Consider the following 18693-nt stretch of genomic DNA (forward strand, 5'->3'; position numbering starts at 1 on the left):
GGGCTTTTTCTCTTTTAAAATTATTTTACTGTTGCAGTGCTTGTAATCAATTCAACAGCTTTTTTGATAGTGATATCGTGTTTCAACATATCAGCTGAAAGCAAGTTTTGTACTTGAGCCACTTCCATATTGTAGTCTGCTGCCAATTGCTCAATTTCTTTTTGGATTTCTTCTTCTGAAGCATCAAATCCTTCAGCTTTGGCAACTGCTTCGATAACAAGGTTAGTCTTCGTACGTGACTCAGCTTCTGCTTCGTATTGTTTGTGAAGGTCTTCTTGAGTAGTTCCTGTGATTTGGAAGTACATGTCAGGGTTGATACCTTGGCGTTGTAAGTTTCCAAGGAATTCATTTACTGAGCGGTGAACTTCTTCGTGGATCATTTCTTCTGGAAGTTCTACGATTTCAGCGTTTTCTACAGCTTTATCGATTGCTGCGCCTTCAACGGCGTCTTTGTATGCTTCTTCTTTCGCAGCAGTCAATTCTTTGCGGTATTTTTCTTTCAATTCGTCAAGAGTTTCCACTTCTTCGTCGATATCTTTTGCAAGTTCATCATCAAGAGCTGGAACTTCTTTAGCTTTTACTTCGTGGATAGTTGTTACGAATTTAGCTTCTTTACCTGCAAGGTCTTCTGCTTGGTAGTCTTCTGGGAATGTTACAACAACATCAACAGTTTCGCCAGCTGAGTGTCCAACCAATTGGTCTTCGAAACCAGGGATGAATTGACCTGATCCAAGTCCAAGTGAGAAGTTTTCACCTTTTCCACCGTCAAATTCAACACCGTCGATAGAACCAACGAAGTCAATAACAACAGTGTCGCCATTTTCAGCAGCGCCTTCTTTGATAACCAATTCAGCCAAGTTATTGCGTTCGCGTTCGATACGTTCTTCAACGTCAGCGTCTGTCACTTCTTTTTCTACATCAACTGATACTTCAAGGTTTTTGTAGTCGCCCAATTTTACTTCAGGTTTTGTCACGACTTCAGCTGTGATAACCCAGTCTTGACCTTTTTCCATTGAAGTCACGTCAATTTTTGGTTGCGCAACCACTTCAAGACCAGCTTCTTTTACTGCAGCTTCATAAGCGTTTGGCAAAAGTGCGTTCATTGCATCTTGATAAAGAGCTTCTTCACCAAATTTTTGGTCGAAGATAGGGCGTGGAAGGTGACCTTTACGGAAACCAGGAACGTTAAGAGTTTTCTTTACTGAGTTAAATACACGGTCCAATTCTGGTTTGATCTGGTCTTGAGAGATAGTGAAAGTCAAGACACCACGGTTTGTTTCTTTGTTTTCAAATGATACAGACATTCTGTCATTTCTCCTTAAAATTTTTAATACATTCCATTATACCATATAATAGCGACTTTTTTCAAGTAATGAATGCGCTTTTCAATAGTGCTAGAGGTACTTGCTCGCTTCCCTGATACTAAGTTCAGCCATTCTTTTCTTATTTTTTTCAATAAAGCGTGCTACCCATTCGGGATTGGTTTTAGAGTAGTCTCTTAGAGCCCAGCCGATGGCTTTGTTGATAAAAAATTCTGTCTGGTCCAGATTGTTGAGCAGAATCTTTTCCATCAGTTGGACATTTGTTTTCTCTTTCCTTAACAACTGGTGGTCAATAGCGACTCGTCTCAGCCAGATATTATCTGATAGGCTCCATTTTAAAATCACTTCTTCAAGTTCCGGGTGGTTAGCCACCAAACTTTCTACTACTCGATCTAGGATATCTACCGTGTCCCACCAGGACTTGGTCACGACCAGACGCTCAAGCTTAGGCAAATCGTCCTTCTTTAGATAAGACTGCATGGCTTTCAAATAGTTGGCGCCCATATATTGGTATTCTCTAGATTCCTTTTCCCAGCAAGTGTCCACAAAATCCCAATCAATAATCTTTGTTTTTTTCGCTTCTGGAAAATACTTTTTATAGAGTGCATTTCTTTCAGGACCTGCAATACCTAAAAAGGGAAATTGATGACGCATATAGGCTTCCATTGGGCCCGCTTTCTCAGGGTCTTTTGCTACTTCTAACTCCCCAAGTAAATCTGCAAGACTCATCTAAAAATCCTCCTGCCCGACCAAATGGTGCTGAAAGGCATAGACCGCCGCCTGGGTGCGATCGCTGACCTCAAGCTTGGCTAGGATGTTGGACACATGGGTCTTGACCGTCTTGAGAGAGATAAAGAGTTCATCTGCGATGCGCTGATTTTCGTAGCCCTTGGCGATGAGTTGAAGCACGTCACGTTCACGAGCAGTCAATTCCTCATGAAGTTCCATATGATTGCGGTGGTATTCGACCTTCTTACTAACTTCTTGCTCAATAGCCAGCTCGCCAGCAGCAACCTTACGAACTGCATGAAGCAGTTCGTCTGCACTAGAAGTCTTGAGCATATAACCTTTGGCACCAGCATTCAAGACCGGCATGATTTTTTCATTGTCCAAGTAAGAGGTTACAATCAAAATCTTGGCTTCAGGCCATTCTTTGAGTATGGCTAAGGTTGCATCAATCCCATTCATCTCAGGCATGACAATATCCATGACAATGACATCTGGACGCAGTTTCAAGGCCAAGTCAATACCTTGAGCACCATTGGCAGCCTCGCCCACAACTTCCACATCGTCTTGGAGATCAAAATAGCTCTTCAAGCCCAATCGAACCATTTCATGGTCATCTACCAGTAAAATTTTCATCTCTACTCCTTTATGATTCCTTATCTAGCAGGGGAATACGGATATCAACCGCCAGTCCTTGCTTTGGAGCTGTCAAAAGTTGAACCGTTCCTGCCATATCTTCGACTCGCTCCTTGATATTTCGCAGTCCATAACTCAAGTCGTCTAAACTCCCCAACTGGAAACCAATCCCATTATCCACCACCTTCAGCTGCAATTCTACCTCTGTCTGATAGAGGTAGACATCTAGGCAAGATGCCTGGGCATGGCGAAGGGTATTGCTGATCAATTCCTGTAAAATACGGAAGATATGTTCTTCAATCTTCTTGGGCAATTTAGACACATTTTGCTTGAGGCTTACCTTGAGATCACTCTTGTCCTCAAGCTCTTTTAAGAGGATTTGAATTCCCTCAATCAAACTCTTCTCTTCCAACTCAACAGGTCGCAAATGTAGGAGCAAGACCCGCAAATCTTTCTGGGCTGTTTCAAGGATGGCTGCGACACTTTGCAACTGGATCTGCATCTTTTCTCTATCCAGCTTCAAAGCCTGCTGGCTGACACCTGATAAAATCATATGGGCCGCAAACAACTCCTGACTAACTGTATCATGTAAGTCACGTGCTATCCGCTTCCGTTCTTTTTCGATGATTGCTTCTTCCTTAACTAGACTTTGATTTTCAGCCTTTTGAACAGCCTCAGTCAAGAGGATCAGCTTACCGGACAAGTTCTTGAAACTAGCGTCCAAATCTGGATCTGCAAAGGAAACTACCTCTTTCCCTGCTAGCAGTCGCTTGAGATTGACTTGCATTTTTCTGCGAGAGACTTCTTCTATCACGCGCCAAAAAAGGACAAAAAAGAAGGTCATGGAAAGGCTAAAGACCAAGATCAAGAAGATGAGTTTCTCCGTTTTCTCGATATCCTGTAGCAAATAGGACCAATCCAGTTCAAAAATATCAAGTAGACTATTGGTCAAAAAGAGGATAAAGAGGAAAGAAGTCAGGCCGATTAACAGATAAGATTGCTTTTTCATCCTCTGACCACCTCCACATCGCCAACCATAGTAGTTAGGAAAATCTTGACGCTCTTGTTACTCTTTAGATAGTCCCTGGTTTCCTGATGATAATGTTCATTACGAAGGGCTCGCTTGGGTTGATGGAGGAAAGTTAAATCTCCATAGAGGCAGTTGACACTGAGACTGATTTCCACATCTACGGGCACGATAATCCTAGTCGTTCCGACCATCTTTCTAAGGATAATGACATTGTCATGATTGGTTAGGATAACTCTTTCTAGATGAATGGTGTCCTTACCCATGAGGCGAAAGAGGTTGATATCATCAAACTGGCAGGTCTGGTGACTAGAGAAATGATGGAGATTGCCAAACCAAGGATTGCGTTCATTTTTAACCGTCACCACCTCTTCAAAGACCAAGTCCGTCTCCTCTCTTTCTTGATTCATCATCGGATAGAGAAGAAAGAGACTGTATATGACCGCCACAAAGATAGCTAAAATCACAAAGGGATTGAGCATGACGATGAAAAAGAAAAGAATAGTCGCCACAAGGAGGAACACATTGTTACCCTCTTTACCTGTATAATAGCGGAGCAAGAGCAAAAAGAGGAATAGAATCAGCAGAAAACGCGAAAAATGCTCTGATACCATCAAAATCAGAGCTCCCGTCAACAGACAGGCTTCAATAAATAAAAAGATTTGAAATTTTTTCATAGACGCATCCTCTCCCTTCTATTTTATCACAATTCAAAAAAGTCACCTCGGTCTGAGGATGGAAAAAGGAGATAGGACAGAAATCGATCCTACAAGCTAGGTTCTTTCAGCCCACCACAGTTGACAAAAGGCTACAAAAAAGGGCGGGATTCTTGTCCCGACCTCTCTACATCTGATCTTTTGCTTCTTTTAGTTTACCGTAAAGAATATAGTCTACGCTTTGCAGATCTGCTATGGTGGCACAATTAAGAGCACACATGATCAAACGCAGATCTTCTTCCCAGCCTTGGACAATGCCAATCACCTCTTCGACGGAGTAGCTTTCAATCAACTCTAGAACGGTTCGAGACAATCCCACAGCCTTGGCACCCAATACCAAGCATTTAATCATATCAAGTGGGTTCCGAACGCCTCCGCTGACCAAGAGTTCGACTTTGTCTTTCCAGTCTTGGGCATTGAGAAGGGCTTGCATAGTAGACTGGCCCCATTGATTGAGGTAATCACGCTGACCACTGCGACGATTTTCGATATAGGCAAAGCTAGTACCACCACGACCTGACAGGTCAAAGGTTCGAACACCCAATTCATAGGCTCGTTCGATGGTCTTCACATCCATCCCAAAGCCCACTTCCTTGAGAATAATAGGAACGGGGATTTGCTTGCTATAGTCTGCCAGATGCGATTGCCAGCTTCGAAACTTTCTTTCTCCCTCAGGCATGAGCAATTCCTGCATGACATTGACGTGCACTTGTAAAAGTAAAGGATTCATCTCCGTCACAGTCTGCAAACCAAGTTCAACAGGCTTGTCCAATCCAATATTGGTTCCAAGGAGGAGATTTGGACGGCTAGATTTGACAGAAAAAGAGTCATCTGTTGGATCTTTGAGGGCTGCACTATAAGAGCCCGTTACAAACAAAATCCCACAAGCTTCTGCCACCTGAGACAACTTTTGATTGATTTCTCTCCCCTTATCGCTTCCACCCGTCATGGCATTGATATAAAAAGGAAAGTCCCACTTTCGACCTGCAAACTCTGTAGTCAAATCAATCTCATCCAGATCGTAAAGAGGCAGGGAAGAATGAATCAACTCCACCTCATCAAAGCTATTATAGGAACTTTTCTGCTCAAGGGCATAGCGGATGTGCTCGTCCTTACGATTTGTTGTCATGTCCAATCCTTTCTTGGTATAAGAGCTCAATCCCCAGATCGGCCCAACGGTTTTTTAAGGTTTCGGTTGATTGCACATCAAAACTCAAGGCAATCCCACAGTCACCACCACCAGCGCCACTACTCTTGGCAACAGCCTGCAAATCTTGACTGGCTTCTTTCAACTGTCTCAGCGAAGGTGTGTAAATATTTGGGCTCAAACCTTCTAAAAGCTGACTGGCTGTTTCCAGCTGCTCGATGATGTTTTCTGCATTCCCCTGCTCCAGGGCTTCTACCAAAGCAGATACCGTTGCTTTTGAGAAAGTTAAAAAATTCTGATTGATATTTTGCTTGATTTGCTGAACCATTTGACTCGATACAGCCACTTGCTTGGTCCATCCCACTAGGAAATCACATTCTAGGGCAGGTTGTACGTGCGAGATAGAAAAGCCCCAATCACGCTCCACAACTGTTGCCAAGCTTTCTTCTTTCAACCAAGCAGCTATCTTCTGACGATCAAAAGACTGGTAGAGAACCAAATCCTCTGCCACAATACAGGCAAGGTCTCCCATAGAACCATTGTCGCCTCGCCTGAGCAAGACCGCGCTTGCCAGCTTGAACAAGAGTTCTGAATTAACTGAAAGACCATATAGAGCCAGCAGGGCCTTGATCACCAAAACAACGACGCTACCACTAGAACCTAGACCAAACTTTTTGCCTTCCCGTTCCATTTTTCCACGAATTTCCAAAGAAAAAGGTCGCAAAGTCTGACCACGATTGGCGAGGAAGTCTCCCACCAAAGCAATCGTTTCCTGAATCAAGCTGTAGTCAGGATTTGGCGTCAAGTCCACTGCGAAATCAAACATGTCTGAGTAGATACGATAGTTCTCAGAAAAAGCAATCTCAGCCTTCATATAGATGGGGATGGCCTTTATCAAGGCTAATTGCCCTGGCTCTAGAATAGCATACTCACCCGCCCAATAGAGTTTCCCGCAAGTTTTAACAGCAATCATCTTGGCTCAAATCCTTTGTTTTTGACACAATCAAGCGATAACGTTGACCAAAGATTTCAGATAGATGATCCAAATCTTTCTCCTGACAGAGGACCTTGACATTGGGACCAGCATCCATGGTAAAGTAGCAGGCTTCTCCTTGCTCACGAAGTTGGCGGACAAAGTCCATCGCTTCATAAGAAGCATCCGTTAGATAAGAAAAAGATGGTGATGCTGTTTTCGTCGTAGCGTGCATGGCTAGGGCATTTTTCTCCGTTAATTCCCCAACCTTGGCAAAGTCATTATCTTTGAGATAGACCAGCATCTCCTGATAGTCCTTTTCAGACTGGCGCACCCAATCATCAAAGGTCGTCGAGGTTTCCACACAAAGTTTCATTCCATCACGGCTAGAGATTGGTTTTTTCTTGTCCTCTAACACCAACATAATCATAGCTAGTTTCAGGTCTGTATCAACAGAGTAAATTTCCCCACTATCCTTATCCCAGGCACCTAGTGGTCCATAAAAACTCCGAGAAGAAGAACCAGAAGCAAACTTAGCCTCCTGTGCCAACTGACTTCTATCCAATCCAAGCTGGAAATAAGCATTACAGGCCTTGACCAAGGCGGACAAACCGCTAGAACTGGATGACAAGCCCGCTGCGGTAGGCATGTTGTTTTGGGTATCAATACGGACAAAGCCCTCACCTTCTGGGCGGTAACGGTCAATGATTTCGCTCATTTTGGCATGCTCAGCCTCACTCTGAAGTTGACCATTGATATAAAAGGCATCAGCAGTCGCATCCGTCGGTAGAGGCGACAAGGTTGTCTCTGTATACATGTTTTCCAAAGTCAAAGAGATACTGCTAGTAGCAGGCACCATCTCTTTCTCTTTTTTCTTTCCCCAATATTTGATAATGGCAATATTTGCGTAGGAACGTACTGTTACAGGCTCTCGATCCATGTCTGAATAGCTCCTTTCTCTTCTAATCGTTTTGCTAGTTCTTGTACGTGTGTCAAATTGGTTGCCAAGGCGATGATACAGCCTCCTAGCCCACCACCACTCATCTTGGCACCTAGAGCACCATGGCTCAGAGCCGTTTCAACGAGGGAGTCTGCCTCAGGGCTACTAACACCAATTTCTTTTAAATGTAAATGCGCTTGACTGAGGATTTGTCCCAGTCCCTCAGCATCTTTTCGTCTAATTGCCTCTTCTGCCTGCTGGGTCAATTCTCCCAGGGCATGCAAAAACGGCAGAGCATCCTTCCCCTTGCTTTGAACCACTTGGATGGCTTCACGAGTGTGACCATACACGCCCGTATCGGCAATCACCAAATAAGCCGATAGGTTCATCTCAAGCTCTGTAAATCCAACATTCTTGATAAAGCGAATGGGCTGGTCACTGAGACAGGTCTTGGCATCCAACCCACTCGGATTCATATGGGCAATCATCTCAGCCCGATTGACCAGAATTTCCAGTACATCATGAGGCAGTTCGGCTTGATAGTAGTCAAAAACTGCTCGAATAGCTGCTATGCTGATAGCTGCTGACGAACCCATTCCCCGTTTTTCAGGGATAGCAGAGTCAATCACACAGCGAATGCAGGCTTCTTTGATATCCAAATACTCCAGCGAGGCATATACCGCCATGGACAAGGTATCCTCCTCATAAAGACGCCACGGACTTTCAGCAGGGACCACCTTACATGTCACCTCCACCTCTAAGAGAGGCAGGGAAATGGCAGGATAGCCGTAGACTACCGCATGCTCTCCTATTAAAATAATCTTACTATGTGCCTGACCGACACCAACTTTTTTTGTCATGTTTTCCTTTAACCAGACGTAAAGACCGTCTCACTTTTCATACAGTAGTATTTCTCCTATCTATTTTATTATATTTTCACAAAAAAAGCGATTGTTTCCTTCACAATCGCCTCTTTCATTATTGGACCCATTCGCCATTATAATTGACAGAATAGCCTTCTACGGTCGTATTCACTGCTAAAGCACCTGAGCTGTAAGCGTAGTACCATTTGCCATTGACCTGGAACCAGCCTGTCTTCATATCTCCATTACTTGCATGTAAGTAGTACCAAGTCGAGCCTTCCTGATACCAGCCAGTCGCCATAGCTCCTGATGAACGGAGATAGTACCACTTGTTCCCAAGGTATTGCCAGCCCGTTTTCATATCACCATTTGGTTCATCTAAATAATACCAAGTGGAGCCTTCCTGATACCAACCAGTTGCCATGGTTCCTGATGAACGGAGATAGTACCACTTATTGCCAAGTTGTTTCCAACCCGTTTGCATAATGCCAGTTTCTGGGTCTAGGTAGTACCATGGAGCCGCTTTTAATTCCTCTTCATCATATAGAAGAGAATAATCCTTGGCCCAACCACGCACTGGCTCCCCAACCGTTAAACTGTTGATACGAGCATCAAAGCCACCACTCTTCTGTAAATAATACCAATGACCCTCGTCATAAATCCAACCGGTTTTTAAAGTGTGATAGCTACGCTGATCTTCAAAATAATAGACTCGTTTCTCTGCTGGACTATCATATTGTTCCCCATGATGTTTGTTGGTATTTGTAGCAGTTTTTGCTTCTAAAACTTGCTTGCCAACAAATTCTTGTAGTACCCCATCTTGACCAAAGTAATACCATTTTGGCATTGGCATATATTCTAATCTTAAACCATTTGGGTAAGGACCAATTGTACTACCTTTAGATGGAAACGGGATATATTGCCAGCCGACAACCATCTCTCCTGATACATGATCGAAATAATAGGTCTTCCCATCTATCACTCGCCAGGCGGTTTCTTTGATCTCACCCTTCTTGTAGTAGGTTCTACCATTTTCTTGGACAAATTGCCAGCCTTCCGAATCAGCATCATCCGCAAAGACGGTACTTGTAGCTAGCAAAGCAAAGAAAAAGACGGCGAGTCCAACTTGCATCATTCTTTTTACTATTTTCATTAGATCTTTCCTCCATAACTGATTGTAGCAAAGACTTTACTGTATGTCAATATATAAAAATTGCTCAAAAAAAGCAGTTACACAACTGCAACTGCTTTTCTATTCTTGCATGGTGTACCCAACACCACGCACGGTTTTAATGTAGCTTTTTTGACCTTTTACATCAAGCTTGCTACGTAGATAACGGATATAAACATCCACGATATTGGTTTCTGTCGCACTTTCGTACTTCCAAACACTTTCCAACAACTGCTCACGAGTCAAGACTTTCTTGCTTCCCATGAGAGTAGCCAAGAGGTCATACTCACGACGCGTCAGAGCAATCATCTCCTCGCCACGATAAACGGTATGATGTTCTACATCCATACGTAGGTTGCGGTAAGACGTTGGGACCTTCATCTGGCTACAGTGTTGGTCGATAAAGTCCCGACCTCGGAAAATCGCTGAAATACGAGCCACCAGCTGATCAATAATCACTGGCTTATAGATGTAAGAAACGGCGAAGCGCTGGATTGTCTCAATCTGGTCTTGCAATTCTTCGCGATGGTCCAAGACCATGATCACTGAGGCAGGTTTTGTCCGACTCAGCCTCTCTGCAAAATCCTGGGCCGTCATATCCCCCAGACGAGCATTCAGTAAAATCAAGTCATAATCTGTCTGGAGAGCCATGGAGAGGGCTTTTTGCCCCTCCTCGACCCGATCAACACGGTATTGCTCTTTTTGGAGTTCCAGACTGAGAAAATGAGCGAGATTTCGTTCTTTCTCAAGTAATAAAATCCGTTTCCCCATGGCAGACCTACTTATTTTTCGTCATACCAAGAGTAGTGGAAGATTCCTTCTTTGTCTTTACGTTGGTAAGTGTGGGCACCAAAGTAGTCACGTTGTGCTTGGATTAAGTTAGCAGGAAGGTCTGCTGAACGATAGCTATCAAAGTAAGTAATAGCTGCTGAGAAGGTTGGCACTGGTACACCAGCTTGAACAGCAAGAGCTACGATATCACGCACTGCTTGTTGGTACTTAGCAGTAACATCCAAGAAGTACTCATCCAAAAGAAGGTTTGCAAGGTCTGCATCACGGTTATAGGCATCTGTAATCTTTTGCAAGAAACGAGAACGGATGATACAGCCATCACGCCAGATAGATGCAATGTCCGCAAATGGCAAGTTCCAGTTATTTTCTTTAGAAGCCACACGCAATTGGGCAAAACCTTGTGCGTATGAAATGATTTTTGAGAAGTAAAGGGCTTGACGGATCTTTTCAATCAACTCAGCCTTGTCACCTTCAAATTTGAAGGCAGCTGGTTTTGGAAGGACCTTGCTAGCATGCACACGCTCTTCTTTGTATGTAGAGATGTAGCGAGCAAATACTGACTCAGTGATGAGTGACAATGGCACACCAAGGTCAAGTGCTGATTGGCTAGTCCATTTACCAGTTCCCTTGTTCCCTGCAGCATCAAGGATGTAGTCTACGATTGGTCCATCTTGGCCTTCATCGTCTTTGCGACTCAAGATATCAGCTGTGATTTCGATCAAGTAGCTGTCCAATTCACCCTTGTTCCACTCAGTAAAGATTTCTGCCATATCTTCTGCAGAAAGGCCTAGCAAGTGTTGCATGAGGTCATAGCTTTCTGCGATTAATTGCATGTCACCATACTCGATACCGTTGTGAACCATTTTCACATAGTGACCAGCTCCATCAGGACCGATATAAGTCACACATGGTTTGCCATCTTCTGGTGCTTTGGCTGAGATTTCTTCGAGAACATCCGCAACCAATTCGTAGGCTTCTTTTTGTCCACCAGGCATGATAGAAGGACCTTCAAGGGCACCTTTTTCACCACCGGAAACTCCAGTACCGATAAAGTTGATCCCTGAGTTTGCCAATTCTTCATTACGACGGATGGTATCTTTATAGAAAGTGTTTCCTCCGTCAATCAAGATATCACCCTTGTCGAGGTGTGGAAGAAGGGCTTGGATAGTGGCATCTGTACCAGGTCCAGCTTGAACCATCAGCATGATACGACGAGGTTTTTCGATTGAATTTACAAAGCTTTCAACGTCATAGCTTGGAACAAAGTTCTTTTCTGGATGGCAAGCAATCACGTCTTCTGTTTTTTCTTTACTACGGTTGTAAATGGCAACTGTATAACCACGAGATTCGATATTTAGGGCAAGGTTACGACCCATTACGGCCATACCTACGACACCAAAGTTAGCTTTTGTCATGTGACACTCCTCTTATTTCATTTGTTTTATTTTATCATTTTTACCTATGAAAGGAAAGAATTTTGTAACGGACTCCTAATAGTCCAAGTCATCTGCATGACCAGAACCATTCCCTACAAAGTAACCCGTCTTACAGTTGAGGGTGAAGAGGTAGGTTCCATCCGGTTTGTAGAGGTTGTAATAGCCGTTTCCGTTTACAATATTGACACGTTCGAGAATGTATTGGTTGCCAGTGATGTAGCCACGTGCACGTGATGTTGCTAGGATCTGTTCCAAAACACCATCTGCAAACGTCCAGGCAGGATTGTTGCTATCGTCTACAGCTGATTGGTTATACGGTACACGACTAAGTCCTCTCTGTAGATTTACACCATCACCAGATAAACCACCATTTGTATCTCTAGCCGGTGCTGTGGTGCTTGTTGAAGGCGTCGTACTGCCTGCATTGTTTTCTGTAGCGGAACTTGAACTTGCTTGACTTGAGCTAGAACTTGAAGGAGCTGTTTGCTGACTCTTACCAAGGCTAATGGCCTTATCTAACAGTTTATCAAGCTCTGTATTTCCCGTTTTAACTTCCGTGAACTTAGCATCCGCCTTGGCTTTAGCATTGGTATCCAAGACACCGTCAGTAATAGCTGGACTTTCAAAGAGGGCATTGATATCTTGAATGGCCTTGATTTGAGTTGCTAGGCTATCGTATTTTGACTTAGCTAGTGTATAATCACGGCTACCTTCTAACTTATCTAGCAAGTTTTTTAGCTGGCTCAACTTATCGAACTGGCTATTTTTTAAAGCAGTCTTATTGGCATCTGTATAGAAGGCATCATAAAGCGTATTGAACTCTTGCAAGTCGGTTTGCGATTCTTGATTTCCTGAAGATGATTGAGAAGACTGAATTTCTTGGTTCGAACGAGATACCTGACGGTAGACATAATACGTCCCAGCAAGAACAAGAATCGCAGCTACCACAGAAACGATGGTAATCACACGTTTCTTTTTAGAGCCTGTTTCAGGTTCCGTCTGTACTGATCGTGATAGGGAAGTATAGGTTTCTTCTTGTTCCTCATTTTCCTCATTCATTTCCTTGGATGCTGTTTCTGTTAAAACGAGAGGCTCTATTTCAGTACTTTCCTCATCTTGAAGTGGTGGAACAAACTGAGTAGTTTCTTCATTGTCTATCTCTTCACTAGATTCCTCGGAAACCAGGTCTGAATCGTCTACCTCTCCAGAAAGTTCACTTGTTTCACGAACTTCTTGGATCAATTCCTCTAAGTTTTGAGTAGAAGCCAACTCTTCTTTTTCAAACTGACGAGTTTCAAACTTATCTGCCTCGATCTCTTCGCGGTGCTGTTTGATGTATTTGTCCAAGATATTGTCTTCAGGCAATACTCCAGCCTCAACCTCCTCATTCTTACGAATTGCTTGACCAACAGTCAAATCTTTTGCTTCGTCAAAGTCGAATTGTGGCTCTTGCTGTTCTTTTTTATGACGATCATGTCTTTTCTTGCTCATGAGTTTACCTTTCTATTTTACCTCTTGGCGTTTCACACGCTGACCAAAGTATTGATACAAATCCACTTTTAAGGTCCCGTTATAGAGTTTTCGTTTTTTATCCGCTGGACTTCCGTACTTACTTTCAAAAGCTTCATCACTCGTCAGGATAAACTTACTCCAGGTTTTCAGTGGTGCAAAGACCTGTCCCATCTCAGCATAAAGTTTCGTAACTCCTGCATCATCGGACAAACGCTCCCCATATGGTGGATTGGAAATGATAACGCCATTGATCTTGTCAGTGCGCAAATCTTGTACCCGCATTTGTTTAAAGGTGATATCTCCTGCAACACCTGCTGCTTGGGCATTTGCCTTGGCAATTTCTACCATACGAGCATCAATATCACAGCCCATGATATCCAGTTCTATCTCACGATTAATTTTCTTAGCAGCATCAGTACGGACCTCTTGGATTAACCGATTGCTGACCCAGTTCCATTCCTCAAAAGCAAAGGAACAGCGAAGGCCTGGTGCCATCTTTCTGGCAATCATAGCCGCCTCGATACAGAAAGTTCCTGAACCACAGGTCGGATCAATCAAGGGCTTGTCTGGATACCAGTTAGATAGTTGTAAAATGGCCGCTGCCATATTTTCCTTGATTGGCGCTCCACCCTTTTCCGTACGATAACCTCGTTTAAAAAGGCTAGAACCTGTCGTGTCAATCATGACAGTTGCCACATCTTTCAGAATAGATACCTCAATCTTAAACTCAGGACCAGTTTCCATCAAGGGAATTCCTTCTGGGCGGGCATAGTGTTTTTGTAATTTCTTCACGACAGCTTTCTTAGAAATAGCCTGAACACTGGGCTCGTTATGAAGTTTAGACTTAACACATTTGGCCTTTGAAATCGGGAAACGTGCTCCTAACGGGAGATAGTTTTCCCAATCTAGAGCAAAAACGCCTTGAAAAAGCTCTTCAAAAGTCTTAGCTGGAAAACTTCCGACTACAATCTTGATGCGATCCGCTGCGCGAAGCCAAAGATTGGTCTCAATGATTGCCTTCACATCTCCTTGGAAGCGGACACGCCCATTTTCAACCTGACAATCATAACCAAGATCTCGCACCTCACGTCCAACGACAGCCTCAAGACCCGCCGCAGCAGTTGCGATTAAATTAAATTGTTCTTTCATTTCTAGTCTTGCAAGACCTTTCTCTTGTTCACTTTAAAAAATGAGGTTGAGAAAGATTTCTCAGCCCCAACCTATATGCAATTTTCTATAAGCCATGTTTTGTTCCAGAAGTGACTAGGACCACTTCCTTCGATAATCATCTGTCTACCGCTAACAGCATGAAGCTGCTAGCAGTCAGAGTACTACGTTCGTTTCCGTGCACTCCATGCCCCGACCAAAATTTGGGTTGCTAGCTTGAGGGGTTTACCGCGTTCCACTCTCTCCGTTTCCAGAAAGACTCCGTCACTGTGGCACTTTCAAGCCTATTCTGACCTATCCGAAGACTTAGCCATTTCGACTGCCGTAACGATCACTCGTCCCTAGGCTTATGGATTCGCCTAGCACAAACACTACAGGCATCACAGCCTGTGCTAGCATGGACTTTCCTCATGAAAAGAGAACCTCTTCACGCGATTATCCAAAAATTGCACTCATTCCTTAGTCAATATCAATCTTGGTTGTCTAAGATTTGCTTACCAAATACTTCTTTTTCGAGACGATTTAAGCGTTTCAAAATATCAAAGTTTGTCATTGAAGTAGAAGCTGTTACTTCAATAGAGTCTGGTTGAGTTGGAGTCGCCTGTGGTTTACGAGATAATTCTTCCTTCAAATCGGCAATCTCTTGACGAAGGGATTTGACCAAAGCTGCGTAGGTTTCATAATCCTTAATCACATCATCGAGGAATTCATCCACCTCTGATCTGCTATATCCACGCACTTCGCGTCCAAACTCTTGTTCAAAAATATCTTTCGCTGAAAATATAATACTTGCCATGTCTCTCTCCATTCTGGGTTACTAGTATTATTATATAAAAAAAGACAAGTAAAAATCAAGGTCAAAGGGTTACTTTTCAGAAAAATTTTCTGCTAGTTCATTCAAGTCCTCAAATGTTAATTGCCTTGTAACATAGTCCGCTTGATTTTTCATCATTTGGTAAAAATATTGTAACTTAGTTTTGTTTTCCTCATCATAAAAAAGATAGCAAATATCTGTGTTCTCCAGTAAAAATTTCTGATAATCACGTAGTTGTCCCTTGTGTTCATATTGTGGATAGGCATATTTAACAAAATCAACTTGCTTGAATTCGCTCAACTTCACTTGATTGGCTTCATTCCAGTTACTACCATGGGTTTCAAAATCAAAAATGGTCGCCAGCTGAAATCCATAGTCTATTTTCATGTCTTTCGCCACCTGAAGTACCCAGTACTCAAAGCCCAGAGCCCCAGTAAAGACAAGCCAGGTCACCCCTTCCTCTGCTAGACGCTCCAGGTCTCTCCGAATAGCTGTTTTGATAATATCAACGCGAATATCCTTGTCATTAAAGAGACCAAGGTCGAAGGCAGAATAACCTGAAATCAAGGCTGTTGTCATTTTTAACCCTTTCTTTGTAAATTTATGATATAATAGAGTGATGTTATTGTACCAATAAGGAGAATTATGGTCAACTATCCACATAAAATTTCATCACAGAAGAGACAAGCTCCCCCATCACAAACTAAAAATTTCGCTAATCGGGGAATGTCTTTTGAAAAGATGATCAACGCTACGAACGATTATTACTTGTCGCATGGGATGGCAGTGATTCACAAGAAACCAACTCCCATCCAAATCGTACGTGTTGACTATCCCCAACGAAGTCGAGCCAAGATCGTTGAAGCCTACTTCAGACAAGCTTCAACCACAGACTATTCAGGGGTTTATGATGGATATTACATCGACTTTGAAGCAAAGGAAACTAGGCAAAAACATGCGATTCCGATGAAGAATTTCCATCACCATCAGATTCAGCATATGGAACAGGTCCTTGCCCAGCGAGGAATCTGCTTTGTCCTTCTTCACTTTGCTTCTCAGCAAGAAACTTATTTATTGCCGGCTGTTGACCTGATTCGTTTCTATCATCAAGATAAGGGACAAAAGTCAATGCCACTTGGATATATTCGAGAAAATGGATATAGGATTGAGCTGGGTGCCTTTCCCCAGATTCCCTATCTCGATATTATCAAAGAACATTTACTAGGTGGTAAAACAAGATGAACAAACAAACTATCCTGCGAATAGCTAAATATATCAGTATCTGCTTCTTAACTGTATTTATCGCAGCTATTATGCTGGGCGGAGGTCTCTTTCTCTACTATGTTAGCAAGACTCCAGCCCTATCTGAAAGTAAACTAGTCGCTACAACGTCTAGTAAAATTTATGACAATAACGATGAACTCATCGCTGATCTTGGATCAGAACGTCGGGTCAATGCTCAAGCAAACGAAATCCCGACCGATTTGGTCAACGCTATTGTTTCGATTGAAGACCATCGCTTCTTTAATCACCGAGGAATTGATACTATCCGTATCCTAGGTGCCACCCTACGAAATCTTCGTGGTGGCGGAGGCCTTCAAGGAGCTTCAACTTTGACGCAGCAGTTGATCAAGTTAACCTATTTCTCTACGTCAACTTCTGACCAAACCCTTTCTCGTAAGGCTCAGGAAGCATGGCTTGCCGTTCAACTAGAACAAAAGGCGACTAAACAAGAGATCTTGACCTACTACATCAACAAGGTTTACATGTCAAACGGAAACTACGGAATGCAGACGGCTGCTCAAAGTTACTATGGCAAAGACCTTAAAGATTTGAGCATCCCTCAATTGGCCCTCCTTGCCGGAATGCCTCAGGCTCCAAACCAGTATGACCCTTACTCGCATCCAGAAGCTGCTCAAGAACGTCGTAATCTCGTCCTCTCTGAGATGAAGGGGCAAGGTTACATTTCAGCTGAGCAATATGAAAAAGCGATTAATACTCCGATTACAGATGGACTTCAAAGTCTAAAATCGGCTAATAGTTATCCTCCATACATGGATAATTACCTCAAAGAGGTGATTGACCAAGTTGAACAGGAAACAGGTTACAACCTTTTAACTACGGGTATGGAAGTCTACACAAACGTTGATTCTAAGGTCCAACAACGTCTCTGGGATATTTACAATACGGACGAGTATGTCAACTATCCAGATGATGAGTTACAGGTGGCCTCTACTATCGTTGATGTCACAAACGGGAAAGTCATTGCCCAATTAGGTGCTCGCCACCAATCAAGTAACGTTTCCTTTGGAATAAACCAAGCTGTAGAAACTAACCGTGACTGGGGTTCTACCATGAAGCCTATTACAGACTATGCTCCTGCTTTGGAATACGGCGTTTATGATTCAACTGCTGCGATTGTTCACGATAGTCCTTATAATTACCCTGGAACCTCTACCCCTGTCTATAACTGGGATAAGAGTTACTTTGGAAACATAACACTCCAGTATGCTCTCCAGCAATCACGGAATGTGCCGGCTGTAGAAACGCTAGAGAAAGTAGGACTCGATCATGCCAAGACGTTTCTAAATGGACTCGGTATTGACTACCCAAGCATACACTATGCTAATGCTATTTCAAGTAATACAACTGAATCTGACAAAAAGTATGGAGCAAGCAGCGAGAAGATGGCTGCGGCTTACGCTGCTTTTGCCAATGGCGGTATCTACCGCAAACCGATGTATATCAACAAGATTGTCTTTAGTGATGGCAGTTCAAAAGAATTCTCTGATTCTGGTACACGTGCTATGAAAGAAACGACAGCCTATATGATGACAGATATGATGAAAACTGTCTTGGCATACGGAACTGGTCGAGGAGCCTACCTCCCTTGGCTACCACAAGCTGGTAAAACTGGTACGTCAAACTATACAGATGATGAGATTGAAAACTACATTAAAAATACGGGTTATGTAGCTCCGGACGAAATGTTCGTTGGCTATACTCGTAAATATTCAATGGCAGTTTGGACAGGTTACTCAAATCGTCTTACTCCTATCGTTGGTGATGGCTTCTATGTTGCTGCGAAGGTCTACCGTTCAATGATGACTTATCTCTCTGAAGATGATCATCCTGGTGACTGGACTATGCCTGAGGGGCTCTACAGAAGTGGAGAATTTGTCTTTAAGAATGGAGCACGCAATACGTGGACCCCTTCATCATCTACACAACAAAGTTCGACATCTGAAAGTTCTAGCTCGACATCAGAAAGCTCAACTTCACAGTCTAGCTCAACTACTCCAAGCACAAATAATAGTACGACTACCAATCCTAACAATAATACGCAACAATCAAATACAATCCCTGGCCAACAAAACCAGAATCCGCAACCAGCACAACCATAACATTTATCACCCAGAATACTCTGGGTGATTTTTTCATAGCAGTATCG

Annotated in this window: 18 protein-coding genes and 1 other RNA gene; 2 read left to right on the plus strand and 17 right to left on the minus strand. The window is 43.1% G+C overall.

Annotation, left to right across the window (positions count from 1 at the left end; genetic code table 11):
• Positions 1-20: 20 nt before the first annotated feature.
• From tig to HMPREF1516_RS06100, 17 genes are all read right to left on the minus strand, one after another.
• Entirely contained in the window at positions 21-1304 is a 1284-nt protein-coding gene (gene tig, locus HMPREF1516_RS06025) for a trigger factor (protein ID WP_000116506.1), read from the minus strand.
• A 90-nt stretch (positions 1305-1394) separates the two neighbouring features.
• Positions 1395-2051: a DNA alkylation repair protein gene (locus HMPREF1516_RS06030; RefSeq protein WP_033606036.1), complete on the minus strand. Its 657-nt coding sequence runs from the start codon at positions 2049-2051 to the stop codon at positions 1395-1397.
• Positions 2052-2684 carry a response regulator transcription factor gene (locus HMPREF1516_RS06035; RefSeq protein ID WP_000698407.1) on the minus strand — a complete coding sequence of 211 codons (633 nt, stop codon included), beginning with the start codon at positions 2682-2684 and terminating at the stop codon, positions 2052-2054.
• A 10-nt stretch (positions 2685-2694) separates the two neighbouring features.
• Positions 2695-3693 carry a sensor histidine kinase gene (locus HMPREF1516_RS06040; RefSeq protein ID WP_000744927.1) on the minus strand — a complete coding sequence of 333 codons (999 nt, stop codon included), beginning with the start codon at positions 3691-3693 and terminating at the stop codon, positions 2695-2697.
• The gene (gene liaF, locus HMPREF1516_RS06045) at positions 3690-4388 is read right to left on the minus strand and encodes a cell wall-active antibiotics response protein LiaF (protein WP_000714490.1); all 699 of its coding nucleotides are present in this window, start codon (positions 4386-4388) and stop codon (positions 3690-3692) included. The genes HMPREF1516_RS06040 and liaF overlap by 4 nt, the downstream gene beginning before the upstream one ends.
• 166 nt (positions 4389-4554) lie before the next feature.
• The gene (gene fni, locus HMPREF1516_RS06050; RefSeq protein WP_025169575.1) at positions 4555-5556 is read right to left on the minus strand and encodes a type 2 isopentenyl-diphosphate Delta-isomerase; all 1002 of its coding nucleotides are present in this window, start codon (positions 5554-5556) and stop codon (positions 4555-4557) included.
• Positions 5540-6547, minus strand: a complete 1008-nt coding sequence (locus tag HMPREF1516_RS06055) for a phosphomevalonate kinase (RefSeq protein ID WP_033606038.1) — start codon at positions 6545-6547, stop codon at positions 5540-5542. Before HMPREF1516_RS06055 ends, fni begins: the two co-directional genes overlap by 17 nt.
• Complete coding sequence (gene mvaD / locus HMPREF1516_RS06060; protein WP_033606040.1) at positions 6534-7487, minus strand: diphosphomevalonate decarboxylase; 954 nt, start codon at positions 7485-7487, stop codon at positions 6534-6536. The genes HMPREF1516_RS06055 and mvaD overlap by 14 nt, the downstream gene beginning before the upstream one ends.
• Positions 7469-8347, minus strand: a complete 879-nt coding sequence (mvk, locus tag HMPREF1516_RS06065) for a mevalonate kinase (RefSeq protein WP_000163311.1) — start codon at positions 8345-8347, stop codon at positions 7469-7471. The genes mvaD and mvk overlap by 19 nt, the downstream gene beginning before the upstream one ends.
• A gap of 118 nt (positions 8348-8465) precedes the next feature.
• Positions 8466-9503, minus strand: a complete 1038-nt coding sequence (gene cbpF, locus HMPREF1516_RS06070) for a choline-binding protein CbpF (RefSeq protein WP_033606041.1) — start codon at positions 9501-9503, stop codon at positions 8466-8468.
• A 99-nt stretch (positions 9504-9602) separates the two neighbouring features.
• Positions 9603-10292: a response regulator transcription factor gene (locus tag HMPREF1516_RS06075; RefSeq protein ID WP_000518035.1), complete on the minus strand. Its 690-nt coding sequence runs from the start codon at positions 10290-10292 to the stop codon at positions 9603-9605.
• An 11-nt stretch (positions 10293-10303) separates the two neighbouring features.
• Positions 10304-11728 (minus strand): NADP-dependent phosphogluconate dehydrogenase, encoded by a 1425-nt coding sequence (gndA, locus tag HMPREF1516_RS06080; protein WP_007518502.1) that lies wholly within the window; start codon positions 11726-11728, stop codon positions 10304-10306.
• 75 nt (positions 11729-11803) lie between these two features.
• Positions 11804-13240, minus strand: a complete 1437-nt coding sequence (gene mapZ, locus HMPREF1516_RS06085; RefSeq protein ID WP_000039112.1) for a cell division site-positioning protein MapZ — start codon at positions 13238-13240, stop codon at positions 11804-11806.
• Between the two features lie 12 nt (positions 13241-13252).
• Positions 13253-14410 (minus strand): THUMP domain-containing class I SAM-dependent RNA methyltransferase, encoded by a 1158-nt coding sequence (locus tag HMPREF1516_RS06090; RefSeq protein ID WP_033606042.1) that lies wholly within the window; start codon positions 14408-14410, stop codon positions 13253-13255.
• A gap of 83 nt (positions 14411-14493) precedes the next feature.
• Positions 14494-14875: RNase P RNA component class B (gene rnpB, locus HMPREF1516_RS09895), an RNA gene on the minus strand.
• A gap of 22 nt (positions 14876-14897) precedes the next feature.
• Positions 14898-15224 (minus strand): cell division regulator GpsB, encoded by a 327-nt coding sequence (gene gpsB, locus HMPREF1516_RS06095; protein WP_000146537.1) that lies wholly within the window; start codon positions 15222-15224, stop codon positions 14898-14900.
• A gap of 69 nt (positions 15225-15293) precedes the next feature.
• Positions 15294-15821, minus strand: coding sequence for an SLOG family protein (locus tag HMPREF1516_RS06100; RefSeq protein WP_000205318.1), 528 nt, complete (start codon positions 15819-15821; stop codon positions 15294-15296).
• 66 nt (positions 15822-15887) lie between these two features.
• Between HMPREF1516_RS06100 and recU the strand changes: the two genes are divergently transcribed.
• Together recU and pbp1a are read left to right on the plus strand one after the other, a co-directional pair.
• Entirely contained in the window at positions 15888-16484 is a 597-nt protein-coding gene (gene recU, locus HMPREF1516_RS06105; RefSeq protein WP_000248761.1) for a Holliday junction resolvase RecU, read from the plus strand.
• Positions 16481-18646, plus strand: coding sequence for a penicillin-binding protein PBP1A (pbp1a, locus tag HMPREF1516_RS06110; RefSeq protein ID WP_001041849.1), 2166 nt, complete (start codon positions 16481-16483; stop codon positions 18644-18646). Before recU ends, pbp1a begins: the two co-directional genes overlap by 4 nt.
• Positions 18647-18693: the final 47 nt, after the last annotated feature.

The organism is Streptococcus sp. CM6 (assembly GCF_000526095.1).
Lineage (GTDB): Bacteria > Bacillota > Bacilli > Lactobacillales > Streptococcaceae > Streptococcus > Streptococcus oralis_BW.